At 69.4% G+C, this 20,906-nt stretch carries 25 protein-coding genes; 17 read left to right on the forward strand and 8 right to left on the reverse strand.

The features are described 5' to 3' along the window. Positions 1 to 47 precede the first annotated feature (47 nt). Together ACSG06_RS01180 and ACSG06_RS01185 are read right to left on the reverse strand one after the other, a co-directional pair. The gene (locus ACSG06_RS01180; protein ID WP_440988429.1) at positions 48 to 962 is read right to left on the reverse strand and encodes a ketopantoate reductase family protein; all 915 of its coding nucleotides are present in this window, start codon (positions 960 to 962) and stop codon (positions 48 to 50) included. Positions 963 to 1,001: 39 nt separating this feature from the next. Then, positions 1,002 to 1,301 carry a DUF7130 family rubredoxin-like protein gene (locus tag ACSG06_RS01185; RefSeq protein ID WP_440988430.1) on the reverse strand — a complete coding sequence of 100 codons (300 nt, stop codon included), beginning with the start codon at positions 1,299 to 1,301 and terminating at the stop codon, positions 1,002 to 1,004. Between the two features lie 472 nt (positions 1,302 to 1,773). Between ACSG06_RS01185 and ACSG06_RS01190 the strand changes: the two genes are divergently transcribed. Then, on the forward strand, positions 1,774 to 2,790 hold the full coding sequence (locus ACSG06_RS01190) for a threonine aldolase family protein (protein WP_440988431.1): 1,017 nt from the start codon (positions 1,774 to 1,776) through the stop codon (positions 2,788 to 2,790). Here the strand turns inward: ACSG06_RS01190 and ACSG06_RS01195 are convergent. Further along, positions 2,787 to 2,951 carry a DUF7859 family protein gene (locus ACSG06_RS01195; RefSeq protein ID WP_440988432.1) on the reverse strand — a complete coding sequence of 55 codons (165 nt, stop codon included), beginning with the start codon at positions 2,949 to 2,951 and terminating at the stop codon, positions 2,787 to 2,789. The genes ACSG06_RS01190 and ACSG06_RS01195 overlap by 4 nt on opposite strands. A 237-nt stretch (positions 2,952 to 3,188) precedes the next feature. On the opposite strand from ACSG06_RS01195, the gene ACSG06_RS01200 reads away from it, so the two are divergent. After that, a complete protein-coding gene (locus ACSG06_RS01200) occupies positions 3,189 to 3,878 on the forward strand; it encodes an ArsR/SmtB family transcription factor (RefSeq protein WP_440988433.1) in 690 nt (229 codons plus the stop codon). 191 nt (positions 3,879 to 4,069) lie between these two features. Here ACSG06_RS01200 and ACSG06_RS01205 read toward each other — a convergent pair whose 3' ends face one another. Next, positions 4,070 to 4,600: a metallophosphoesterase gene (locus ACSG06_RS01205; RefSeq protein ID WP_440988434.1), complete on the reverse strand. Its 531-nt coding sequence runs from the start codon at positions 4,598 to 4,600 to the stop codon at positions 4,070 to 4,072. 80 nt (positions 4,601 to 4,680) lie between these two features. On the opposite strand from ACSG06_RS01205, the gene ACSG06_RS01210 reads away from it, so the two are divergent. Together ACSG06_RS01210 and ACSG06_RS01215 are read left to right on the forward strand one after the other, a co-directional pair. After that, the gene (locus tag ACSG06_RS01210) at positions 4,681 to 5,250 is read left to right on the forward strand and encodes a hypothetical protein (RefSeq protein ID WP_440988435.1); all 570 of its coding nucleotides are present in this window, start codon (positions 4,681 to 4,683) and stop codon (positions 5,248 to 5,250) included. A 41-nt stretch (positions 5,251 to 5,291) separates the two neighbouring features. Next, complete coding sequence (locus ACSG06_RS01215; protein ID WP_440988436.1) at positions 5,292 to 6,257, forward strand: cation diffusion facilitator family transporter; 966 nt, start codon at positions 5,292 to 5,294, stop codon at positions 6,255 to 6,257. Position 6,258: 1 nt separating this feature from the next. Here the strand turns inward: ACSG06_RS01215 and ACSG06_RS01220 are convergent, their stop codons facing one another. Next, on the reverse strand, positions 6,259 to 6,441 hold the full coding sequence (locus ACSG06_RS01220; RefSeq protein ID WP_440988437.1) for a DUF8027 family protein: 183 nt from the start codon (positions 6,439 to 6,441) through the stop codon (positions 6,259 to 6,261). A gap of 160 nt (positions 6,442 to 6,601) precedes the next feature. On the opposite strand from ACSG06_RS01220, the gene ACSG06_RS01225 reads away from it, so the two are divergent. The 4 genes from ACSG06_RS01225 to ACSG06_RS01240 all read left to right on the forward strand — a co-directional run bounded on the left by ACSG06_RS01225 (position 6,602) and on the right by ACSG06_RS01240 (position 10,176). Then, positions 6,602 to 6,754, forward strand: coding sequence for a hypothetical protein (locus ACSG06_RS01225; protein WP_440988438.1), 153 nt, complete (start codon positions 6,602 to 6,604; stop codon positions 6,752 to 6,754). 68 nt (positions 6,755 to 6,822) lie between these two features. Next, positions 6,823 to 8,985, forward strand: coding sequence for an ATP-dependent DNA helicase (locus tag ACSG06_RS01230; protein ID WP_440990283.1), 2,163 nt, complete (start codon positions 6,823 to 6,825; stop codon positions 8,983 to 8,985). Positions 8,986 to 9,054: 69 nt separating this feature from the next. Continuing rightward, the gene (locus tag ACSG06_RS01235; protein WP_440988439.1) at positions 9,055 to 9,207 is read left to right on the forward strand and encodes a hypothetical protein; all 153 of its coding nucleotides are present in this window, start codon (positions 9,055 to 9,057) and stop codon (positions 9,205 to 9,207) included. A gap of 594 nt (positions 9,208 to 9,801) precedes the next feature. Then, positions 9,802 to 10,176 carry a hypothetical protein gene (locus ACSG06_RS01240; RefSeq protein WP_440988440.1) on the forward strand — a complete coding sequence of 125 codons (375 nt, stop codon included), beginning with the start codon at positions 9,802 to 9,804 and terminating at the stop codon, positions 10,174 to 10,176. 151 nt (positions 10,177 to 10,327) lie between these two features. Here ACSG06_RS01240 and ACSG06_RS01245 read toward each other — a convergent pair whose 3' ends face one another. The 3 genes from ACSG06_RS01245 to ACSG06_RS01255 form a co-directional block, all read right to left on the reverse strand. Beyond that, positions 10,328 to 10,522, reverse strand: coding sequence for a cold-shock protein (locus ACSG06_RS01245; RefSeq protein WP_440988441.1), 195 nt, complete (start codon positions 10,520 to 10,522; stop codon positions 10,328 to 10,330). Between the two features lie 89 nt (positions 10,523 to 10,611). Beyond that, on the reverse strand, positions 10,612 to 11,112 hold the full coding sequence (locus ACSG06_RS01250; RefSeq protein WP_440988442.1) for a 2'-5' RNA ligase family protein: 501 nt from the start codon (positions 11,110 to 11,112) through the stop codon (positions 10,612 to 10,614). Positions 11,113 to 11,173: 61 nt separating this feature from the next. Further along, a complete protein-coding gene (locus tag ACSG06_RS01255; RefSeq protein WP_440988443.1) occupies positions 11,174 to 11,377 on the reverse strand; it encodes a DUF7554 family protein in 204 nt (67 codons plus the stop codon). Positions 11,378 to 11,686: 309 nt separating this feature from the next. Here ACSG06_RS01255 and ACSG06_RS01260 point away from each other — a divergent pair, with 309 nt between their 5' ends. From ACSG06_RS01260 to argF, 9 genes are all read left to right on the forward strand, one after another. After that, complete coding sequence (locus ACSG06_RS01260) at positions 11,687 to 12,955, forward strand: argininosuccinate synthase (protein ID WP_440988444.1); 1,269 nt, start codon at positions 11,687 to 11,689, stop codon at positions 12,953 to 12,955. Position 12,956: 1 nt separating this feature from the next. Beyond that, complete coding sequence (gene argH / locus ACSG06_RS01265) at positions 12,957 to 14,483, forward strand: argininosuccinate lyase (protein ID WP_440988445.1); 1,527 nt, start codon at positions 12,957 to 12,959, stop codon at positions 14,481 to 14,483. A gap of 194 nt (positions 14,484 to 14,677) precedes the next feature. Further along, on the forward strand, positions 14,678 to 14,842 hold the full coding sequence (gene lysW / locus ACSG06_RS01270) for a lysine biosynthesis protein LysW (RefSeq protein WP_440988446.1): 165 nt from the start codon (positions 14,678 to 14,680) through the stop codon (positions 14,840 to 14,842). A gap of 57 nt (positions 14,843 to 14,899) precedes the next feature. After that, entirely contained in the window at positions 14,900 to 15,784 is an 885-nt protein-coding gene (gene lysX / locus ACSG06_RS01275) for a lysine biosynthesis protein LysX (RefSeq protein ID WP_440988447.1), read from the forward strand. Next, positions 15,784 to 16,857 (forward strand): N-acetyl-gamma-glutamyl-phosphate reductase, encoded by a 1,074-nt coding sequence (argC, locus tag ACSG06_RS01280; protein ID WP_440988448.1) that lies wholly within the window; start codon positions 15,784 to 15,786, stop codon positions 16,855 to 16,857. Before lysX ends, argC begins: the two co-directional genes overlap by 1 nt. Further along, positions 16,858 to 17,730, forward strand: a complete 873-nt coding sequence (locus tag ACSG06_RS01285) for an acetylglutamate/acetylaminoadipate kinase (RefSeq protein WP_440988449.1) — start codon at positions 16,858 to 16,860, stop codon at positions 17,728 to 17,730. Continuing rightward, positions 17,731 to 18,864, forward strand: a complete 1,134-nt coding sequence (locus ACSG06_RS01290; RefSeq protein ID WP_440988450.1) for an aspartate aminotransferase family protein — start codon at positions 17,731 to 17,733, stop codon at positions 18,862 to 18,864. Beyond that, positions 18,861 to 19,973 (forward strand): [LysW]-lysine hydrolase, encoded by a 1,113-nt coding sequence (locus ACSG06_RS01295; protein ID WP_440988451.1) that lies wholly within the window; start codon positions 18,861 to 18,863, stop codon positions 19,971 to 19,973. The genes ACSG06_RS01290 and ACSG06_RS01295 overlap by 4 nt, the downstream gene beginning before the upstream one ends. Continuing rightward, positions 19,970 to 20,905: an ornithine carbamoyltransferase gene (argF, locus tag ACSG06_RS01300; protein WP_440988452.1), complete on the forward strand. Its 936-nt coding sequence runs from the start codon at positions 19,970 to 19,972 to the stop codon at positions 20,903 to 20,905. Before ACSG06_RS01295 ends, argF begins: the two co-directional genes overlap by 4 nt. Position 20,906: the final 1 nt, after the last annotated feature.

Consider the following 20,906-nt stretch of genomic DNA (forward strand, 5'->3'; position numbering starts at 1 on the left):
CCTCGGGGTCGGAGATGTACTGATGAATCCAGTTTCGAGGACCCAACTTACCTGACCCCCCGCGCCTCCTCCCACGCCCGCAGCAACCGCGTCGCCGTCTCGCAGACGGGCACGTCGACGTCGGCGTCCCGGATCTCACCTGCCCGGTCGACGACGTAGCCGGTGATGGCGTCGACCTCGGTACGCCGGCCCGACTGGACGTCCTGTAGCATCGAGGAGGTGTTCGCGGCGGTCGCCTCGGCCACGTCCTCGACCGCGGTGACGGCCTCGCGGTTCGACAGGCGCACGTCGTGGCCGCGGGCGACGCGGGCGGTCTCTCGGGCGGCGTCGCGGGCGAGGCCGTTCGCGGTGCCGTCGAGGAGCGCGCCGTTCTCGCTGCGGGTGAGCGCGGTGACGGTGTTGATACCCGCGTTGACCGCGAGCTTCTCCCAGAGGCGGCGGGGCATGTCGTCGACGACCCTTGCGACGAGCCCGCCATCGACGAGCGCGCGTTCGAGCAGGTCGTCTTCTGGCCCATGACCGCCCTCGTGGAAGCCCACGACGACCTCGCCGACGCCGGTGCATTCGACGCGGCCGGGCTCGTGCAGGATGGCGCCGTAGGTGACCGTGCCGGCGTACACCGGGCAGTCGACGTGGGCGGCGAGGGTGGCCTCGTTGCCCATGCCGTTCTGGAGGGAGCAGACCGCGTCGAAGGTGCCGGTCGCGAGGTCGCGGGCGGCCGTCTCGGTGTCGAACGCCTTCACCGTCACGAGCGCGAGGTCGGCCGCCATGTCGGTCCCGTCGGTCGTCGCGTCGGGATGGACGGTCTCCACGCCCCCGGGCGTCTCGACGCGGAGTCCCTCGGCCCGGACGGTGGCGACGTGGGGGTCGCGGCCGACCAGGGTCACGTCGTGGCCGTCGCGCTGGAGGAGGCCGCCGAGGAGGCTGCCGAGGCTGCCCGCGCCGTAGACGACGATTCGCATGGCTCACCGTGCGTGGCCGGCGGGGAAAAAGCGTGCCGGTCAGTCCTCGGTCCAGTAGTAGATGTCCTCCTTGCTGGTGCCGCAGTTCGGACACTCGTCGGGGATGTCGCTGTCGAGCTTGCCCATCTCGCCGCACTCCCAGCAGCGCCACATCAGCTCGCCCTCGCCGAACTCGTGGCCGGCGCGGTGGTGCTCGATGCTCATGCCCTCGATGCCCTCCTCGGCGGTCACGTAGAAGCCGTGCTCGTCGAAGCCGCGGACGTGGCCGAGCCTCTGCCCGTCCTCCGTGTAGATTCCCGTGCCGAAGCTGATGCGCGGCTCCTCGTCCTGGTGGCTCATGCGCGGACAGACGACCGCCAGAATCTTAAGTGATGTGTCAACATGGCTCATGTTTTCCGACTCGGTGTCCGGCCGGGTGGCGCGCGGCTGGCGAGACTGTGCGACCGCAGGGAGCACGTCGAGCCATTCGCGCGAGGGACGAGGAGCGCAACGGAGTGAGTACCGCAGGAGGCTGGGGAGGCGTGAGGTGCGGTGCGGTCGCGGTCGGGTGGGACTGAAAGGGGCTGCTCGCTCGACGAACCCCGGCGACGCAAGCACCGCAGCGGAGCGAGGAGCGCAGCGAGCCGCGGGAGTCGCGCGAGCAGGGGCTTTCTGGCTGTATCCGTCGCCGACTATTCTCGTCGATGGAGGGACTTTCAGGCCGTTCGTATGGAGCGATTGAATCGCAACCGGACACCAATCGACGACGACCACGACAGGTCTCACGGTCGGACCGCGAGCTATTTCCACCCATCCCCACAACCCACACACGATGATCGACCTACGCAGCGACACGGTCACGAAGCCGGACGAGGCGATGCGCGAGGCGGCCGCGACGGCGCCGGTCGGCGATGACGTGTACGAGGAGGACCCGACGGTGAACGAACTGGAGGCCGAAGCGGCCGACCTCGTCGGGATGGAAGACGCGCTGTTCGTGCCGACGGGGACGATGGGCAACCAGGTGGCGGTGCGCACGCACACCGACCGCGGGCAGGAGGTGCTCTCGGGGGTCGAGAGCCACGTGGTGAAGTGGGAGCTCGGCGGGATGGCCCAGCTCTCCTCGCTGCAGGTCCGGACGTTCGACGGGGGCGAGCGCGGGGTCCCGACGCCCGAGCAGGTGCGCGAGGGCTACGTGGCGGAGGACCTCCACCGGCCCGGCACCGGCCTGCTGACGCTGGAGAACTCGCACAACTCGAAGGGCGGGGTGGCCATCACGCCCGAGGAGATCGCGGCGGCGGCCGAGGCGGCACACGACCTGGACGTCCCCGTCCACCTGGACGGCGCGCGGGTGTTCAACGCGGCGGTCTCGCTGGGCGTGCCGGCGAGCGACATCACCGAGCACGTCGACTCCGTGATGTTCTGTCTGTCGAAGGGGCTGGGCGCGCCGGTCGGCTCCATCCTCGCGGGCTCTGCGGAGTTCATCGAGCGGGCGCGGCGGAACCGGAAGCTGTTCGGCGGCGGGATGCGCCAGGCGGGCGTCATCGCGGGGCCGGGGCTGCAGGCGCTCGGGAACGTCGAGCGGCTGGCCGAGGACCACGAGAACGCGCGGACGCTCGCGGCGGGGCTGGACGAGCTAGAGGGCCTGTCGGCCGCGGAGCCGGACACGAACATCGTGCTCGTGGACACCACGGAGAGCGGACTGACGGCGGAGGCGTTCCTCGACCGCTGTGCCGAGGTGGACGTGCTCGGGTCGGCGTTCGGCGAGTACGTCGTCCGGTTCTGTACGCACTGGGACGTGGACGAGGCGGCGGTCGCGACGGCGGTCGAACGGGTCGAGTCGGTGCTCTAGTTCTTCCCGGAGCCCTTCTCCATGCCCTCCTTGAAGCCGAGCATGGTGCGCCGGAACAGCAGGTAGAAGAAGAAGATGAGTGCGAGCAGCACGACGACGACGAACAGCGTGAACGGGTCGTCGAAGAAGCCGTCGACCTGTGCGGGGACGGGTGTCTGCATGCTTCTCAGTTTCGCGCCTCGAAACAAATGCGTTTCGACGTCTGCGAGATGTGCTGACAGGACCGGCGCCACGGGGCTGCTCCGGGATAGTGTCCCGTTACCATTTGGCTCGGAAATCACTGCTGGAAACGGTGTGCTACCGGCTATCAATGGCGGCGCTGTCTTGCGATTATGGAAACACAAAGAGTTGTCGAAGATATACAAACGTTCATGTTCGACGATGCCCATCCCTACGGTATGGCGGACCTGTTGCCCTCCTCTCCGGATACGTCGGCCGCCGCCGACGCGGAGCCCCGCGTCATCGGTCTCGACAGCGACGACGCCGACGACCTCATCGGGGTACTCTCCTCGTCGACGGCGCGTGAGGTGTTGACTGCGCTCCACGACGAGCCGGCGACACCATCCCAGCTCGCCGACGCGGTCGACACCTCCCTCCAGAACACGCAGTACCACCTGGAGAAGCTGGAGGACGCCGACATCATCGAGGTCGTCGATACGGCGTACTCCGCGAAGGGGCGGGAGATGAAGGTGTACGCGCCAGCCGACCAGCCGCTCGTGGTGTTCGCGGGCGGCTCGGAGCAGTCGACCGGGCTGAAGGCCGCGATCTCCCGACTGCTCGGCGCCTTCGGGCTGCTCGCGGCCGGCTCGTTGCTCGTCCAGCAGTCGTTCGGTGGCGGCCTCGGCTCGTTCTTCGACCTCGGCGGTGGGACCCCTCCGAGCGGGGAGCCGCTCCCCCCGCCGGCGACGGAGACGGTCGCGGGCAACCCGAACGAGACGGCGACCACGGCCGTCGAGACGACGACCACGGCGACGCGCGTCGCCGCCGACACGGCGGGCGCTTCGGTCTCACCCGGACTGGCGTTCCTGCTCGGCGGCACGGTCATCCTCGCCGCCGGCTTCGCCTACTGGTACACGGCGAACCGCTAGGTGAAACGCGGGTTTGAGCTACCAGTATCTCTTTTGATACGTGTCTGCTTGGTAGATGTGGACCCCGGGGCTTCGGCCCTCCATCTGTCATGACACACGGCCCTGGGGTGTCTGCCCACGACCGACCCCGGTCCCCGTTTCTGCCCTCATCCCACGAACCCGACACAGCTGCCCGATCCGCGGCTCGTCGCTCAGTCCAGCACGTCGCGACCGCCCGCGAGGACCGAGAACTCCTCGACGAGCGTGCCGTCGGGCTGGACGATGCGCCCCGAGAGCCCGTCGTCGGTCGGTTCGAGCTCGGCGTGGCCGGGGCGATTCCCCCGCGGCTGGGCGTGACTGCCGGGGTTCAGCAGCGTCACGTCGTCGGTCTCGACGACCGTCGGCCGGTGGGTGTGCCCGGAGACGACGAGGTCCGCACCCTTCTCCCGGCCGAACATCCGTAGCCCTGTCGCGCCGCCGCTGCGGCGGTGTGTCACCGCGATGCGGACGCCCGCGTACTCGACGACGCGCGTGGTCGGCAACCGCTCGGTGACCGTGGGACCGTCGGCGTTGCCGTGGACGGCGCGGAGCTCCGGCGCGACCTCGTAGAAGGCGTCGAGCGCGTCGGGCGAGACGAAGTCGCCCGCGTGGACGACGAGGTCGGCGTCCGCGACCGCCTCGCGGGTCCGGCCGGTCAGCGCGTGCCCGGTGTGGGAGTGCGTATCTGAGCAGACGACGAGCATGGCGGGCCCTAGGTGCGCGGGGGTGACGTGCGTTTCGCTCGACAGAAACCACTTTGGTCCCACCGGTGCAACGGTGAGGCATGGCACAGGAGCCCGAGCGTCACGGGGACGAGGAGTCGCCCGGTGAGGCGCCGCCCCGGGCGGTCGTCCTCGCGACGTTCGACTCGCTCGCTCCGCGGACGGCCGAGGACGTCGCCGGGGAGCTGGACGTCGACCGGGACCGCACGGCCGAGACGCTGTCGGCGCTCGTCGACGCCGGCGAGCTCGAATCGGCCGCGCTGGTCGACGGCGACGACGCGCTCACGGCGTACTACCTCTCACCGGACGTGCATCCCGGCGGTGGCATCGACCCCGAGACGGCCCGCCGTGCGGCCGTCCAGCGCACCATCGCCGAACTCGACGTGCCGGGCGTGAGCGAGATGATGCAGGACTGGCGACGCGACGCGCTCGAACGCGCCTGGGAGTTCCTCGCCGAGGAGGGCACCGTCACCGACCGCGCGTTCAAGCGCGAGGTGTACCCCGGCCACAAGGCCGGCTACGACTCGGCCGAGGCGTGGTGGGCGTTCCTCCGCCCGCGACTCGCCCGCCTGCCGGGCGTCGAGGGGCCCTCGGACGACGGCTCCACCTGGGAGTACGCCGGGCCTGCGTAGCTTCGGAACGGTTTTTTGCCTCCATATCAGTCGAGTAGTCAATGGCCTCGAGCAAGTCAGTCGTCATCGCCGCACTCATCGCCAACGGGGCGATCGCGATCATGAAGTTCATCGGGTATCTCCTGACCGGGAGCCCGGCGATGCTGTCCGAGACGTACCACTCCGTCTCCGACACGGGAAACCAGGTGTTCCTGCTGGTCGGCATCCGCTACTCCGGCAAGGAGGCGAGCCGGAGCCACCCGTTCGGCTACGGCAAGGCGCAGTTCTTCTACTCCTTCCTCGTCAGCGTCCTGCTGTTCGGGATCGCGGGCTGGGAGTCCGCCAAACACGGCTACGAGGCCATCGTCCACCCCCACGAGCCGACGGTGACGGACCCGACGATCCTCGGCTACACGTTCCCCGCCGTCTGGGTGAACTACAGCGTCCTCATCGGCGCCATCATCTTCGAGGCGTACGCGCTCTGGAAGGCGAACAAGGCCCTGAAGATGCAGATCGAGAAGCACGGCTGGTCGGGCTACCGCGAGGCGTTCCGCAAGACCAGCGACGTGACCACGCTCACGGCGTTCACCGAGGACGCCATCGCGATGGCCGGGGCGGGCATCGCGCTGTTCGGCGTCTACCTCACCCGGACGACCGGCAACCAGATCTACGACGCCGTCTCCGCGCTGCTCATCGGGCTCCTGCTCATGTTCTTCGCCGTCGCGCTGGCGTGGGAGAACAAGCGCCTCCTGCTCGGCGAGTCGCTCCCCGAGGACGAGGAGTCCGGCCTCCGGAAGGCCATCCGTAGCGGCGAGGGTGTCGTCTCCGTCAACGACTTCCGGACGGTGTACTTCGGCCCTGGTCGGCTCGTCGTCACCGCCGACGTCTCGTTCGAGGGCGACCTCGACACCGAGGCCATCGACGACGCAATCTCCGCCATCGAGGCGGAGCTCAAGGCGCTCGACGACTCGGTGAAGACGGTGTACATCGAGCCCGAGACCAGGACCGACGACGCCTCGGCGGCCTGACTCAGCTCGCTTCCATCTCGAGCAGCTCGCTGATCTCCTCCGGTTCGAGCACGTCGGTGAGTCCTTCGCCGGCCTCCAGCCTGGCCAGTTCCTCGTCGTCCAGCATGTCGTGCAGCGCCTTCTGTGCGAGGCGTTCACGGAGCGATTCGTCCAGGTCGTCGAGGTCGTAGCCTGGGACTGGCATGTGGTATCATATGACTCGGCTGGTCTTAGGTCTGTGGGAGCCACCTCCACCGGGTGACGCCCGGCTGGCCGGGCCTTGTGGGCGGTCAGTACTACTGCCGCGTGCGGTTCGACGTGGCCGGCCACGGGCGGCTCTTCGCGGTCCCGACGCGCTCCTCGATGTGCTGGTCACCCCGACGAGGTGGGTCGTCGAACGCGTCACCGACCCGGCGGCGATGGGCGACCTGTCGCAGCTGGCACTCGCGCTCGGCTACGGCTACCTGCTCGCCGCGGTCGTGGCCACGCTCGGGGAGGCCGTCGCGGTGGGGCTCTGACGTCCGCAGGCACGAACCATTTTATCCGAAGCCGGCCAAAGGCGGGTGTGGCCGACACCGACGCGTACATGCGGTTCTTCCCGTACGACGCGCCCTACGACAACCAGGACGACGCGATGACGCGGATCCACACGTCGCTGGAGCGCGGCCAGGACGTGCTGTTCGAGGGGGCGTGCGGGACGGGGAAGACGCTCTCGGCGCTGGTCCCGGCGCTGGAGTACGCACGCGACGCGGACAAGACGGTCGTCATCACGACCGACGTCCACCAGCAGATGCGCCAGTTCGTCGAGGAGGCCCGGGCCATCACCCAGAAGGAGCCGATCCGCGCGGTCGTCTTCCGCGGGAAGGCCTCGATGTGCCACATCGACGTTGGCTACGAGGAGTGCCAGGTCCTGCGCGACAACACCCGCGAACTCGTCGACGCGCGACGCGAGGCCGCGGAACTGCGCGAGCGCGAGCGCGAGCTGCTCGCCCAGGCCCAGACGGGCGAGGCCGACGCCGCCGAGGCACGGCAGGCGGTCGTCGACGAGTTAGAGAGCGTGGAGGAGCGCGCGACCACCATCGCCGACGAGAAGAACGTCTGCGACAACTACCGGAACAACCTCACCGGCGACGTCGAGGGCTTCCGGGCGTGGCTGTTCGACGACGTGCGCACGCCCGACGACGTGTACGAGTACGCGGGCGAGCGGACGATGTGCGGCTACGAGCTGCTGAAGGAGTCGATGGAGGGCGTCGACCTCGTCGTCTGTAACTACCACCACCTGCTCGACCCGAACATCCGCGAGCAGTTCTTCCGCTGGCTCGGCCGCGAGCCGGAGGACGTCATCACCGTCTTCGACGAGGCGCACAACGTCGAGGGCGCGGCCCGGGACCACGCGACGCGCACGCTGACCGAGCAGACGCTCGACGCCGCACTGGAGGAGCTGGCCGACAGCGACGACAGCCGCGCCGAGCGCGCTGAGAACGTCCTCCGGGCGTTCCGGAACGCGCTCGTGGAGACCTACGAGGACTCCTTCGGCTTCGGGGAGCGCGAGCGCGTCGGCGACGACTGGGTGGACGTGACCGTCGCCAACGAGGACAAACGGGACGACCTCACGCTCAGATTCCTCCAGCTCTACAAGGGCCCGGGCTACAAGTCGGACCTCGAAGCGGCGGTGACGCTCGGCTCGGACCTCGACGACGCCTACGAGGAGGCGTACAAGAACGGCGAGGCGACCACCCGCCAGGAGTGCCAGACGCTCATGGCGGCGGGCTTCGTCGGGGCGTGGATGCGCGAGGGCACCGACGAGGGCCTCTACCCGGTCGCCTCGGTCCGGCGCGACCAGGCCACCGACGAGGTCTACGGCCGGGCCGAACTGTACACCTGCATCCCGCAGGACGTGACCCGGGACCTGTTCGAGGAGGTCCACGCCACGGTGCTGATGAGCGCCACCCTGCGCCCGTTCGCCGTCACCGCCGACGTGCTCGGGCTGACCGAGCCCATCACGATGGCGTTCGGGCTGCAGTTCCCGGCCGAGCGCCGGCGCACCTACGCCGTCTCCACCCCGGCGCTGTTCGCCAGCGCCCGCGACGACGCCGACGTGCAACAGACCGTCGGCTCGACGCTCGCCGATGCAGTCACGTTCACCCCCGGGAACACGCTCGTCTTCACGCCGAACTACGCCGAGGCCGAGCGCTACGCGACCCGGCTGCGACAGACGACCGACGCCACGGTGTACCTCGACGAGCCCGGCAAGCGCGCGGAGGACCTCCGCCAGCGGTTCACCGACGACGACGACGGCGTGCTGCTCACCTCGCTCTGGGGCACCCTCGCCGAGGGCGTCAGCTTCGACGGCGACGACGCCCGCAGCGTGGTCGTCCTCGGCGTCCCCTACCCGCACCTCGACGACCGCGCCGAGGCGGTGCAGGAGGCCTACGGCGAGGCGTTCGGTCGGCAGGGCGAGCGCGAGGCCGGCTGGCGCTACGCCGTCGAGATCCCTACCGTCAGGAAGACCAGACAGGCCATCGGCCGGGTCATCCGCTCGCCCGAGGACTTCGGCGTACGCATCCTCCTCGACGAGCGCTACACCGCCCGGAGCAAGGGCGAGATGGGCAAGTACAGCGTCCGCGACACGTTCCCGGTGGAGGAGCGCGACGAGATGCTGGACCTCAAGCCGGAGAAGCTGAAGTTCGCGATGCTGAACTTCTACCAGGATATGGACGGCTACGACGGCGAGCCGCCGCAGCCGTGACGGGTGTCCGTAGTCGCGGCGGTGCTCGCCACCCGTAGGTTTTTGCGGGCGACGGCGCAATCAGGACGTTTGAGTCTCACCACGGACGACTTCAGGGAGTTCATGGCTGCAGACCCCGAGGACGACCAGTCCGTCCCGCTGGGTGACGCGCTCGCTGACCTGGCCGTCGATGTCGAGGTCGATGCCGTCGAGGAGGTCCGTGACGTTCGCGAGCGGCTATGAAACTGCTTCTCGATACGAACGTTCTCGTCGTAGCCGTTGCCATCGACGCGACGCTCGTCACGTTCGATGCAGAACTGGTGGAACACGGTGCAGCACAACCGACCGACGTTCTCTGATTTCGAGTCGAGTGCAGTGGTGTCGGGCTGTCCGGCAGGGGCGCACAGGTTCGCGATGCTGAACCTCTACCAGGTCATGAATGGGGACGACAGGGAGCCGTCGCGCCCGTAACAAATTGGTTGATTGACAAAGATTATTTGTCAGAATCGGGGCTTTTACTGTGATATGTGCCCTCCAACCCGCCGAAACGTGCTGCGGGTCACCGCCACGATACCGTTCGCGACCGCGGGGTGTCTCTCCGGAAGTGAGACACAGTCGGAGTCGACGACGAGACACCAGACGACCGTGCGGACCGAAACCGTCTCGGAGACGCCGCCTACGACGGGGACCGGCACGGCCACGTCGGTAACCGATGGGAGTGCTGGCAGGGCCGAGTCCTGTCGGGATGGGTACGAGTCCATAGAGCCGTACTGGGTGGTGGAACGCTATGGACGGCTCGCTGGGTTCGCTCTCGAAATCGAGGAGCGGTCGATCTCGGTGGGGGAGACGCTCGCCGCGACACTGGAGAACGTCTCTGGCGAGACCAACACGTCCGGGAACAAGGGCAAGTTCGACATCCAGTACCGAGACTCGGACCGGTGGCGGACCATCTTCGGCCGGGAAGACGTGTTCGCGGGCTGGTCGGACGAGGGCGTAACGCACGAACCTGGGGAGGGGTTCCGATGGGAGTTCACGTTCAGCCAAGACGGTGCTTCGGACGCGGTTCGCCACTCGCCGACGTATCACGTCTGTGCGCCGCTCAGTAGTGGAGAGTACCGGTTCGTCTACTGGGGTGTCACGTCCGAGAAGGAGGCCGAGAACGACTACGAGACGGACTACGGGGTCGCTGCCCGGTTCACGGTTCGTTCGTAACGCGCTACTGCACGTCGTAGAGCGCCAACTCGTCGACCGTCCTCGTCACCGAACTCGACTTCGGCGGGGTGTAGAGCGACCGCTCGCGAGTGTGAGTGTGGAAGAACGAAGTCATCGACCGGTCGCGGGATGCGACGGACGAGAGCTGCGTTTAGTTACGGACGACGTTCGTCGCGCGGGGGCCCTTGGGGGCGTCCTCGATGTCGAACTCGATCTCTTCACCCTCTTCGAGGTCCGGACCGCCAACGTCCTCCATGTGGAAGAAAACGTCCTCGTCCGCGTCCTCTGTCGAAATGAAACCGTAGCCGCCAGTGTCGTTGAAGAAGTCAACGTTACCGTTTGCCATTACAGAAAAATATTCACTCGGCTGGGGGATAAGAGTTCCGAGGGTCGCGGTACCATGACCGAGTGCGTGTTCACACGGACCGGGCCGTCTCACGCCGGCAACGAGATCCGCCCGGCGACCTCCCGGTACTTCGAGTCGAAGAACTCCAGTTCGGTCACGGTCCACGAGACGGGCTCCACGTCGTACTCCGCGGCGCGCTTGGCGCTCGCCACGTCGCCGTCGCGGGCGAGGGTCACGTGCGGTGTGTAGTCCTCGCCCTCCAGCCCGTCGATGGCCCCGAACTCCTCGACCAGCGAGTCGTGCAGCTCGTGGAGGCCGGGGCTCTCGACGGCGAGGTAGACGACGGGCGCGGTGCCGACGGTCGGCTGCTCGAAGTAGTCGACGCCCGTGACCTGGACCTCGAAGGCGGGCTGACCGCGGAGGGCGCGGCGGACCTCGTGGGTGCGGGCGTCGAAGTGGTCCGGGTCGCCGATGCGCTTGGCCAGCAGGGTGTGCTCGTCGCGGACGCGCTCGAAGCCGAACAGCGCCGGCTGGAGCTCGTCGGCGAGCCGGGAGACGGAGCCGGGGACCGGGACGTTCAGGCTGAACACGGTCGTACTCGGCGGTCGCGGGAAAAGAGGCTGGCGGTCGGTGGCGGTGGCGCCCGGGTCGTCAGAGCCGGTCGAGCAGCCAGAGGACGATGATGGCGACGATGGCCAGCCCGAGCAGCGGCCGGAACGGGCCGAGCAGGTCGGTGAGGATGTTGAGGAACTCGCCCACGACCTCCAGGGCGATCCAGACGAGCACCAGCACCAGTATCACCTTGAGCAACGATTCGGCCTCGATGTCGGCTCTGTCGTCGAGTCCATTGAACATGGCCGCCAGTTGTTCGGGGGGCTGTATAAAATGGTAGCCAATCCATGTGGGATGTTCGCACGAACCGCGAAACCGCCTGACGTGCAAGCGTTGCCTGCCCGCAAGGCTTTAATAGCGACCTCGTTGTACCCATGGGTACGATGAGGCAGCACCGCGAACTCCGCGCTCGCACTTCTCTCGCGAGCGGTGCTGTCGTCCGACGACCGCGACCACGACCGGCCCGTTAGGGCCACACTCATTCATCCCCAGCGCTGGGCACAGTTTGCAACTATCCGGCGGACGCGAGTCCGCCAGTTTCCACGACAACCAATGACACACACGACATCGGACGGCAGCACACAGGAATCGGGCGGCAAAGTAGCACTGGCGTTCTCGGGCGGGCTGGACACGACGGTCTGTGTCCCACTCCTCGAGGAGGAGTACGGCTACGACGAGGTCATCGGCGTCACGGTCGACGTCGGTCAGCCGGCCGCGGAGTTCGACGAGGCAGAGGAGACCGCCGAGGCGCTCGGGCTGGAGCACTACGTCGTCGACGCCAAGGCGGAGTTCGCCGAGCTCTGTCTCGACTCCGTGACCGCGAACGCGACGTACCAGGGCTACCCGCTCGGGACCGCGATGGCCCGCCCCGTCATCGCGACGGCCATCCTCGACGTGGCCATCGAACAGGGCTGCACCGGCATCGCCCACGGCTGCACGGGCAAGGGGAACGACCAGCTCCGCTTCGAGGCGGTCTGGCGCGACTCCGACCTCGAGGTCATCGCGCCGGTGCGCGAGCTCGGCCTCACCCGCGAGTGGGAGCAGGAGTACGCCGCCGAGAAGGAGCTGCCCGTCGAGGGCGGCAACGAGGGCGACTGGTCCATCGACACGAACCTCTGGAGCCGCTCGGTCGAGGGCAAGGACCTCGAGGACCCGAGCTACCAGCCGCCGGAGGACATCTACGAGTGGACGACCGCTCCGACCGGCGAGACGACGACCATCACCATCGAGTTCGAGCAGGGCTACCCCGTCTCGGTGACGACCGAAGACGGCGAGGGCGGCGAGCTCTCCGGCGTCGAGCTCATCGAGTTCCTCAACGAGTACGCCGGCGCGTACGGCGTCGGCCGCACGGACATGATGGAGGACCGCATGCTCGGCCTGAAGGTGCGCGAGAACTACGAGCACCCGGCCGCGACGGTGCTCATCACCGCCCACGAGGCGCTCGAACAGCTCGTGTTCACGAAGGACGAGCGCGACTTCAAGCCGCAGGTCGAGAACCAGTGGGCACAGAAGGCCTACGAGGGGCTCATCGACGCGCCCATCATGGACTCGCTGAACGCCTACATCGCGGCGAGCCAGGAGACGGTGACCGGCACGGTGACGGTCAAGCTCCAGGGCGGGACGGTCCGCCCGGTCGGCCGCGAGAGCGAGCACGCCGTCTACTCCGAGTCCGCGGCGTCGTTCGACACGGAGACCGTCGACGGCATCGCACAGGAGGACGCGACGGGCGTCGCCAAGTACCACGGCTTCCAGGCCCGCCTCGCCAACGCGGGCGGCACAGACGAGGAAGAGACAGATGTCGAACTCACAGCGGACGACTGAGATGTCCGGATTCGGCGGCGACGACGGCGAGTTCACGCTCGGCGGCGACGACGCCGACAGCCTCGGCGGGAGCGACGGGACCGCGGTCCGTGGCGACCGCTTCAGCGGTGGCCCGGCCCGTGGCTACCTCTCGTCGCTCGCCGACGACGAGCGCATCTTCGCGGCCGACGTGGCCGTCGACCGCGCGCACGTCGTCATGCTCGCCGAGCAGGACGTCATCGACGACGACACCGCATCGAAGATCCTCACGGCGCTGAACGTCGTCGAGGTCGAAGGGCACGCCGCGCTGCCCGAGGGCGAGGACGTCCACGAGGCCATCGAGACGGCGGTCGTCGAGCAGGTCGGCCCCGACGGCGGGAAGATGCACACCGCCCGCTCGCGCAACGACGAGGTGACGACGTGCATCCGCTACCGCCTGCGCGAGGACCTCCTCGCGGCGGCCGCGACGGTCTGTGACCTGCGCGCGGTGCTGCTGGCGGCGGCCGAGGAACACGCCGAGACGACGATGCCCGGCTTCACGCACCTGCAGCACGCCCAGCCGACGACGGTCGGGCACTACCTGCTGTCGTACGAGTCGGCGCTCTCGCGCGACACCGAGCGCCTGCTCGACGCGTTCGAGCGCGTGAACCGCTCGCCGCTCGGCGCGGCCGCGTTCGCCGGCACGCCGTTCGACGTGGACCGCGAGCGCACGGCCGAGCTGCTCGGCTTCGACGAGGTCATCACGAACGCGACCGACGCCGTCGCGGCCCGCGACTTCCTCGTGGAGTCCGCCGCGGCGATGGCGACGCTCGCGACGACGCTCTCGGGGCTCGCGGAGGACGTCGTCCTCTTCGCGAACCAGGGCTACCTCGAGCTCTCGGACGACTACTCGTCGACCTCCTCGATCATGCCCCAGAAGAAGAACCCGGACACGTTCGAACTCGTCCGCTCGGTCGCGGGCGACGCCTCGGGTTCGCTGACGGGGCTGCTGACGACGCTGAAGGGGCTGCCCCGCGCGTACAACCGCGACCTGCAGAACGCGACGCCGCACGTCTGGGCGACGGTCGACGCCGTCACCGAGGCCACGGAGGTCGCGGCGGGCGGCATCGCGACCGCGACGTGGAACGCGGAGACGCTGGCCGCCGAGGCCGGCTCGAACTTCTCGACGGCGACGGGCGTCGCCGACCTGCTCGCGATGGCGGGCCTGCCGTTCCGCACGGCCCACGAGGTCGTCGCGACGGCCGGCGAGCTCGCGAGTGCGGCCGGTACGGAGCCGGACTACGCCATCATCGACGAGGCGACCCAGCAGACCATCGACGAGTCCATCGCGGCGTACGTCGACCGCGAGGCGGTCGAGACGGCGCTGGACCCGGCCGCGAGCGTGACGATGCGCGACTCGCCCGGCGGGCCCGCGCCCGACGCCGTCGCCGACGCGCTGAACGAGGCCGAGAGCTGCCTCACGAGCGATCAGGCGGTCGTCGAGGGCATCGGTGATGGCCTCGACGCGGCCCACGACGACCTCACCGCCGAGGTGACCGACTATGTCTGAGCACGACGCGACCCTGCCACCCGTCCCACCACTGCCACCAGTCCCCCGACGGGGACGAAATATATAGAACCTGATATCGAATTTCGGGTTCGTGCGTAATCTGCCTCTCTGAACCACACAGAGGCGTCACTGTTTGTATAATTAATTTGGTAAGTTCGCAATCTTTAAGTGATGTCGGCGTCGAAGGACAGGTGATGACAGAATGCGTCGAATGCGGGGCAGAACTGTCCCTGCACACGGACCTCGAAGCTGGAGAGATCGTCGACTGTACCACCTGCGGCGCGGAGCTCGAAGTGATCGACACCGACCCCGTCACACTCGACGTGGCACCCGAGCTCGCCGAGGACTGGGGTGAGTAGGATGACGGGGCTGGCACAGGCACTCCCGACGCGAGACAGCGAGGCGGGGTGGGCGGCGTGAAGGTCGGACTGCTCTACTCGCGCATCCGCCGGGACGAGAAGCTCCTGCTCGCGGAACTGCGCGAGCGCGGCCACGAGGTCGTGAAGCTCGACGTCCGGACGCTCACGTTCGACCTCCACGACGCGCCCGACTCGTTCGACGGGCTCGACGTGGTGCTCGACCGCTGTCTGGCGACCTCCCGCAGCCTGTACGCGACCCAGTTCTGCGAGGCGTACGGGATTCCCGTCGTCAACGCCGCCGAGACCGCCGACATCTGCGCGGACAAGGCGAAGACGAGCCTCGCACTCGCCAACGCGGGCGTCCCCACGCCCGAGACGAAGGTCGCGTTCACCACCGATGCCGCCCTCGAGGCAATCGAGAGCTTCGGCTACCCCTGCGTCCTCAAGCCGGTCGTCGGCTCGTGGGGTCGCCTCATGGCGAAGGTGGAGTCGCGCTCGGCGGCCGAGGCAATCCTCGAGCACAAGTCGACGCTCGGGCACTACGAGCACTCGGTGTTCTACGTCCAGGAGTTCGTCGGCAAGCCGGACCGCGACCTGCGCGTGCTCGCCACCGACGGGGAGCCCGTCGCGGCGATGGCGCGCTCGTCGGACCACTGGCTCACGAACGCCGCCAAGGGCGCGGAGACGGCGGAGTTCGACCTCGACGACGAGGTGTGCGAGCTCGTCCAGCGCGCCAGCGACGCTGTCGGCGGCGGCCTGCTCGGCGTGGACCTCATGGAGACCGACGAGGGCGGCTACACGGTCCACGAGGTCAACCACACGGTCGAGTTCAAGGCGCTCGACGACGCGACCGCGGTCGACGTCCCCGGAGCGGTCGTCGACTGGCTGGAGTCGGTCGTCGAGCCCGGCGTCGACACGGAAGCCGCGGAGGTGACGGCGTAGTGGGGACCACGGCTGCGGCCGACGCCGACACGGACGCGGAGACGAAGACCGCCGGCGTCGTCGGCGGCTCCGGCTTCGCCGGCGGCGAGCTCCTGCGCCTGCTCGACGGCCACCCGAACTTCGAGCTCGTGCAGGCGACGAGCCGCGAGTACGCCGGCAAGTCCATCGGCGGCGTCCACCCGAACCTCCGCGGGCGCGAGCTGCGGTTCTCGGAGCCCTCGGACCTCGAATCCGTCGACGTCCTCTTCACGGTGACGCCCCACGGCGTCACGATGGAGCACGTCGAGGAGTACACCGACGCCGCGGACCTGCTCGTCGACCTCTCGGCGGACTTCCGTCTCGCCACCGAGGGACAGTACGACGAGTGGTACGACGGCCACACCGCCCCCGAGTACCTGGACGTGGCCGAGTACGCACTGCCCGAGCTCAACCGCGAGAACCTCGCGGACGCGGACATCATCGCCTCCGGCGGCTGCAACGCCACGGCGACGCTGCTCGGGCTGAAACCGCTCGCCGACGCCGGTGTCCTCGACGGCGCGGACGTCGTCGTGGACGTGAAGGTCGGCAGCAGCGAGGGCGGCGCGGGCGGCGGCGCGGCCTCCAGCCACGCCGAGCGCTCGGGGGTCGTCCGGCCCTACGCGCCGACGGGACACCGTCACGAGGCCGAGATCGAGCAGTGGCTCGGGCTCTCCGTCTCGTTCACCTGCCACGCCGTCGACATGGTGCGCGGCGCGAGCGCGACCTGCCACGTGTTCCCCGACGGCCCCGTCTCGAAGAAGGAGCTCTGGACGGCCTACCGCGGCGCGTACGAGGCGGAGCCGTTCGTCCGCCTCGTCGCCGGTGGCTCCGGCTCCTACAGGTATCCGGAACCGAAGGCAGTCGCCGGCACGAACTACGCCGACGTGGGCTTCGAGCTGGACCCCGGGAACGAGCGCATCGTCGTGTTCTCGGCCATCGACAACGTGATGAAGGGCTCGGCCGGGCAGGCGGTCCACGCCGCCAACGTCGCGCTCGGCTTCGACGAGACGGCGGGACTCGAGTTCGCGGGGCTGCACCCCGTGGGGAGTCCGTAGATGGCAGTGGTGGTCAAGGTCGGCGGCGCACGCGCGGTCGACCCGGAAGGCGCGCTGGCCGACGTGGCCGCCCTCGTCGAGGCGGGCGAGCAGGTCGTCGTCGTCCACGGCGGCTCGACCGCCGTCGACGAGACGCTCGAGGACCTCGGCATGGAGCCCGAGTACGTCGAGACGCCCGGCGGGGTCGTCGGGAGATTCACCGACGCGGACACCATCGAGGTGTTCCAGATGGTGATGCCCGGCAAGCTGAACACCGGGCTCGTCGAGTCGCTCCAGAGCCAGGGCGTGAACGCGGTCGGGCTCTCCGGCGTCGACGGCGGCCTGCTGGAGGGACCGCGCAAGTCCGCGGTTCGGGTCCTCGAGGACGGGAAGAAGAAGATCCGCCGGGGCGACCACTCCGGCACCATCGAGACGGTGAACGTCGACCTCCTCGACACCCTGCTTGCGGGCGGCTACACGCCCGTCGTGACCGTCCCGATGCTCGGCGCGGAGGGCGACGGCACCTACACCGCGGTCAACGCCGACGCCGACCGTGCGGCCGCCGCGGTGGCGGGCGCGCTCGGCGCCGACCTCGTCGTCCTCACCGACGTCTCCGGAGTGTACGCAGACCCCGAGGACGAATCCACGCGCATCGACACCGTCGAGACGGCCGCCGACTGGGACGCCCTCGAATCGGCGGCGGAGGGCTTCATGACCCGGAAGGTGCTCGCCGCCGAGGAGGCGCTCTCCGGCGGCGCGTCGTCGGTCGTCGTCGCCACCGCGAACGCCGACGAGCCCATCCAGTCGGCGCTCTCGGGCGACGGGACGACGCTGCTGCCGAGCGCGCTCGCGCCCCCCGAGAGTGAGGGGGACGAAACGGAGGTGAGCCAGTAGATGCCCGCGGACTTCGTCTTCTCGCGCAAGCCCATCACCATCGAGCGCGGCGAGGACGTGTACCTGTACGACGACTCGGGGACGGAGTACCTGGACATGGGCGCGAGCTACGCCTGCGTGCCGGCCGGCCACGGCCACCCGGACGTCGTCGGGGCGGCACAGTCACAGCTCGCCGACCTGACGTTCGTGCAGGGCTCGTACCCGACGAGCGCCCGCGACGAGCTGTACGAGAAGCTGTCGTCGGTCGCGCCGCCGGGGCTCGACAACGTCTGGCTCTGCAACTCCGGGACCGAGGCGAACGAGGCGGCGCTGAAGTTCGCCCGGAGCGCGACCGGGGGCACGAAGTTCGTCGCCACGAAGCGCGGCTTCCACGGGCGGACGATGGGCGCGCTGTCGACGACGTGGAAGCCCAAGTACCGCAAGCCGTTCGAGCCGCTGCTCGCCGACGTGGAGTTCGTCGACTACGGCGACAGCGAGGCCATCGCCGACGCCGTCGACGACGAGACGGCGGCGGTCATCCTCGAACCCGTCCAGGGCGAGGGCGGCGTGAACCCGAGCACCACCGCGTTCCTGGAGGCCGCCCGCGAGGCGACCGACGACCACGGCGCGGCGCTCGTCTTCGACGAGGTCCAGACCGGGCTCGGCCGGACGGGCACGTTCTGGGCGTGCGAGGCGGCCGGCGTCACGCCCGACGTGGTGACGACGGCGAAGGGCCTCGCCAACGGCCTGCCGATGGGCGCGACGCTCTGTGCGGACTGGCTCGCCGAGGACGCCGGCCCCCACGGCTCGACCTTCTCCGGCGGCCCCGCCGTCTCCGCGGCGGCTGCGGCGACGCTCGACACCATCGTCGGGGAGGACCTGCCCGGCAACGCGGCCGAGGTGGGCGACTACCTCGTCGACGGGCTCTCGGACCTCCCGGTGCGGGACGTCCGGGGCGAGGGGCTGCTCGTCGGCATCGAGGTCGGGCGCGGCGCGAACCGCGTGCTGCGCGACCTCGCCATCCAGCACCAGATCCTCGCGCTGCCGGCGGGCCGGACCGTCGTGCGCCTGCTCCCGCCGCTGACGATGACCCGCGAGCACGCCGACGAGGTCGTCGGCGCGCTCGAGGCAACGCTGGAGGTGACGGAGGCGTGAACGACGCGGTCGTGGCCGACGGTGGTGCGGTCTCCGACGCCGCCGCGCGAGACCTGCTCGAAGCCATGGTCGCCATCCCCTCGCCGTCGGGCGAGGAGCGCGCGGCCGCCGAGCACCTGCGCGACTTCCTGCTGGACCACGGCCGCGAGGCGTGGCTGGACGACGTGGGCAACGTCCGCGCACCGGCTGACGACTCGGTGCTCCTCACGTCGCACGTCGATACCGTTCCGGGCGACGTGCCCGTCGGCATCGAGCACCCGGGCGAGGACACCGACGACCCCGTCCCCTGGGGCGGCGGCGACGAGGCACCCACCGACGCCGCTGTCCTCCGGGGCCGGGGGAGCGTCGACGCGACCGGCCCGCTCTGTGCGATGGCGGTCGCGGCGGTGCGGACGGGCGTCTCCTTCGTCGGCGTCGTCGGCGAGGAGACCGACTCCCGCGGCGCGCGCCACCTGGTCGACGACCGGGCGGCACCCGACGCCCTCGTCAACGGCGAGCCCTCGGGCTGGGACGCCGTGACGCTCGGTTACCGCGGCTTCCTCGCGGGCACCTACCGCGTCGAGACCGACGCGGGCCACAGCTCGCGCCCGGAGGCCAACGCCATCCAGCACGCGATGACGTGGTGGAACCGCGTCGAAAGCGCGTTCGAATCGGGCGACGACGCCGTCTTCGAGTCGGTGACAGCCAAGCCCGTGGACGTGACCGGCGGCGTCGCCGACGACGGGCTCTCCGTAGCGGCCGAGATGGCCGTGCAGTTCCGCATCCCGCCGGGCAGCAGTGCCACGGAGATCCGCGAGGCTGCGGAGGCCGAGCTCGACGCTGGCACCGTCGAGTGGCGCGACGCCATCCCGCCCGTGCTCGACAGCCCGCGGGGCGAGGCCGGCCGCGCGTTCCGCGTCGGCATCCGAGAGCGAGGGGGCGCCCCTCGCCTCCTCAAGAAGACCGGAACGGCCGACGTGAACCTGTTCGCCGGCGCGTGGGACTGCCCGATGGCCACCTACGGCCCGGGCGACTCGGCCCTCGACCACGCCCCGGACGAACGCCTCGCACTGCCCGAGTACGACCGCGCCATCGCGGTCCTCGAGACCGTCTGCGACGACCTGCAATGAGCACCCACACCGACGTGACATCCACGAACCCAGCACAGCCACCGAAGCACTTCCGCACCGTCGACGACCTGTCGGCGGCCGAACTACAGTCGGTACTCGACCTCGCGGCCGAGTACAAGGCCGCCGTCGAGAACGGCGAACCCCACGGCAGCCTCGACGGCAAGACGCTCGCGATGCTGTTCGAGAAGCCGTCGACCCGCACCCGCGTCTCCTTCGAGACGGGGATGACACAGCTCGGCGGTCACGCCGTCTTCCTCGGGCCCGACGACACCCAGCTCGACCGCGGCGAGCCGCTGAAGGACACGGCCCGCGCGCTCTCGGGCTACGTGGACGCCATCATGGCCCGCGTGTTCGACCACGACGACCTGACCGAGCTCGCGGCCTACGCCGAGGTTCCGGTCGTCAACGGGCTGACCGACGACGCGCATCCGTGCCAGACGCTCGCCGACCTGCTGACCATCAAGGAGCTGTTCGGCGGCTTCGAGGACGTCTCGGCCGCGTGGGTCGGCGACGGCAACAACGTCGCCAGCTCGTTCGCCGTCGGCTGCGCGATGGTCGGCATCGACCTCACCGTCGCCTGCCCCGATGACCACGGACTGGACGACGACGTGCTCGACGCGGCAGCCGAGGCGGGCACGCCACCGACGGTCACGACCGACCCGGCGGCGGCGGTCGCCGACGCCGACGTCGTCTACACCGACGTCTGGGTGAGCATGGGCGAGGACGACGACAAGGTCGACGCCTTCGACGGCTTCACCCTCGACGAGGACCTGCTTGCCGGCACAGAGGCGAAGGTCATGCACTGCCTGCCGGCGGTCCGCGGGCAGGAGATCACCGAGGAGACGATCGAGGGCGAGCGCTCGGTCGTCTGGCAGCAGGCCGAGAACCGGATGCACGCCCAGAAGGCGCTGCTCGCGACGCTCGTCGACTGAT

The organism is Haloarchaeobius baliensis, assembly GCF_052060055.1.
In the GTDB taxonomy this organism is placed as follows: Archaea; Halobacteriota; Halobacteria; order Halobacteriales; family Natrialbaceae; genus Haloarchaeobius; species Haloarchaeobius baliensis.

Bases quoted from the DNA above. Each gene is read 5' to 3' on its own strand.
- ACSG06_RS01180 (WP_440988429.1), bottom strand. From the start codon at position 962: ATGCGAATCGTCGTCTACGGCGCGGGCAGCCTCGGCAGCCTCCTCGGC.
- ACSG06_RS01185 (WP_440988430.1), bottom strand. From the start codon at position 1,301: ATGAGCCACCAGGACGAGGAGCCGCGCATCAGCTTCGGCACGGGAATC.
- ACSG06_RS01190 (WP_440988431.1), top strand. From the start codon at position 1,774: ATGATCGACCTACGCAGCGACACGGTCACGAAGCCGGACGAGGCGATG.
- ACSG06_RS01195 (WP_440988432.1), bottom strand. From the start codon at position 2,951: ATGCAGACACCCGTCCCCGCACAGGTCGACGGCTTCTTCGACGACCCG.
- ACSG06_RS01200 (WP_440988433.1), top strand. From the start codon at position 3,189: ATGGCGGACCTGTTGCCCTCCTCTCCGGATACGTCGGCCGCCGCCGAC.
- ACSG06_RS01205 (WP_440988434.1), bottom strand. From the start codon at position 4,600: ATGCTCGTCGTCTGCTCAGATACGCACTCCCACACCGGGCACGCGCTG.
- ACSG06_RS01210 (WP_440988435.1), top strand. From the start codon at position 4,681: ATGGCACAGGAGCCCGAGCGTCACGGGGACGAGGAGTCGCCCGGTGAG.
- ACSG06_RS01215 (WP_440988436.1), top strand. From the start codon at position 5,292: ATGGCCTCGAGCAAGTCAGTCGTCATCGCCGCACTCATCGCCAACGGG.
- ACSG06_RS01220 (WP_440988437.1), bottom strand. From the start codon at position 6,441: ATGCCAGTCCCAGGCTACGACCTCGACGACCTGGACGAATCGCTCCGT.
- ACSG06_RS01230 (WP_440990283.1), top strand. From the start codon at position 6,823: ATGCGGTTCTTCCCGTACGACGCGCCCTACGACAACCAGGACGACGCG.
- ACSG06_RS01245 (WP_440988441.1), bottom strand. From the start codon at position 10,522: ATGGCAAACGGTAACGTTGACTTCTTCAACGACACTGGCGGCTACGGT.
- ACSG06_RS01255 (WP_440988443.1), bottom strand. From the start codon at position 11,377: ATGTTCAATGGACTCGACGACAGAGCCGACATCGAGGCCGAATCGTTG.
- ACSG06_RS01260 (WP_440988444.1), top strand. From the start codon at position 11,687: ATGACACACACGACATCGGACGGCAGCACACAGGAATCGGGCGGCAAA.
- argH (WP_440988445.1), top strand. From the start codon at position 12,957: ATGTCCGGATTCGGCGGCGACGACGGCGAGTTCACGCTCGGCGGCGAC.
- lysW (WP_440988446.1), top strand. From the start codon at position 14,678: ATGACAGAATGCGTCGAATGCGGGGCAGAACTGTCCCTGCACACGGAC.
- ACSG06_RS01285 (WP_440988449.1), top strand. From the start codon at position 16,858: ATGGCAGTGGTGGTCAAGGTCGGCGGCGCACGCGCGGTCGACCCGGAA.
- ACSG06_RS01290 (WP_440988450.1), top strand. From the start codon at position 17,731: ATGCCCGCGGACTTCGTCTTCTCGCGCAAGCCCATCACCATCGAGCGC.
- argF (WP_440988452.1), top strand. From the start codon at position 19,970: ATGAGCACCCACACCGACGTGACATCCACGAACCCAGCACAGCCACCG.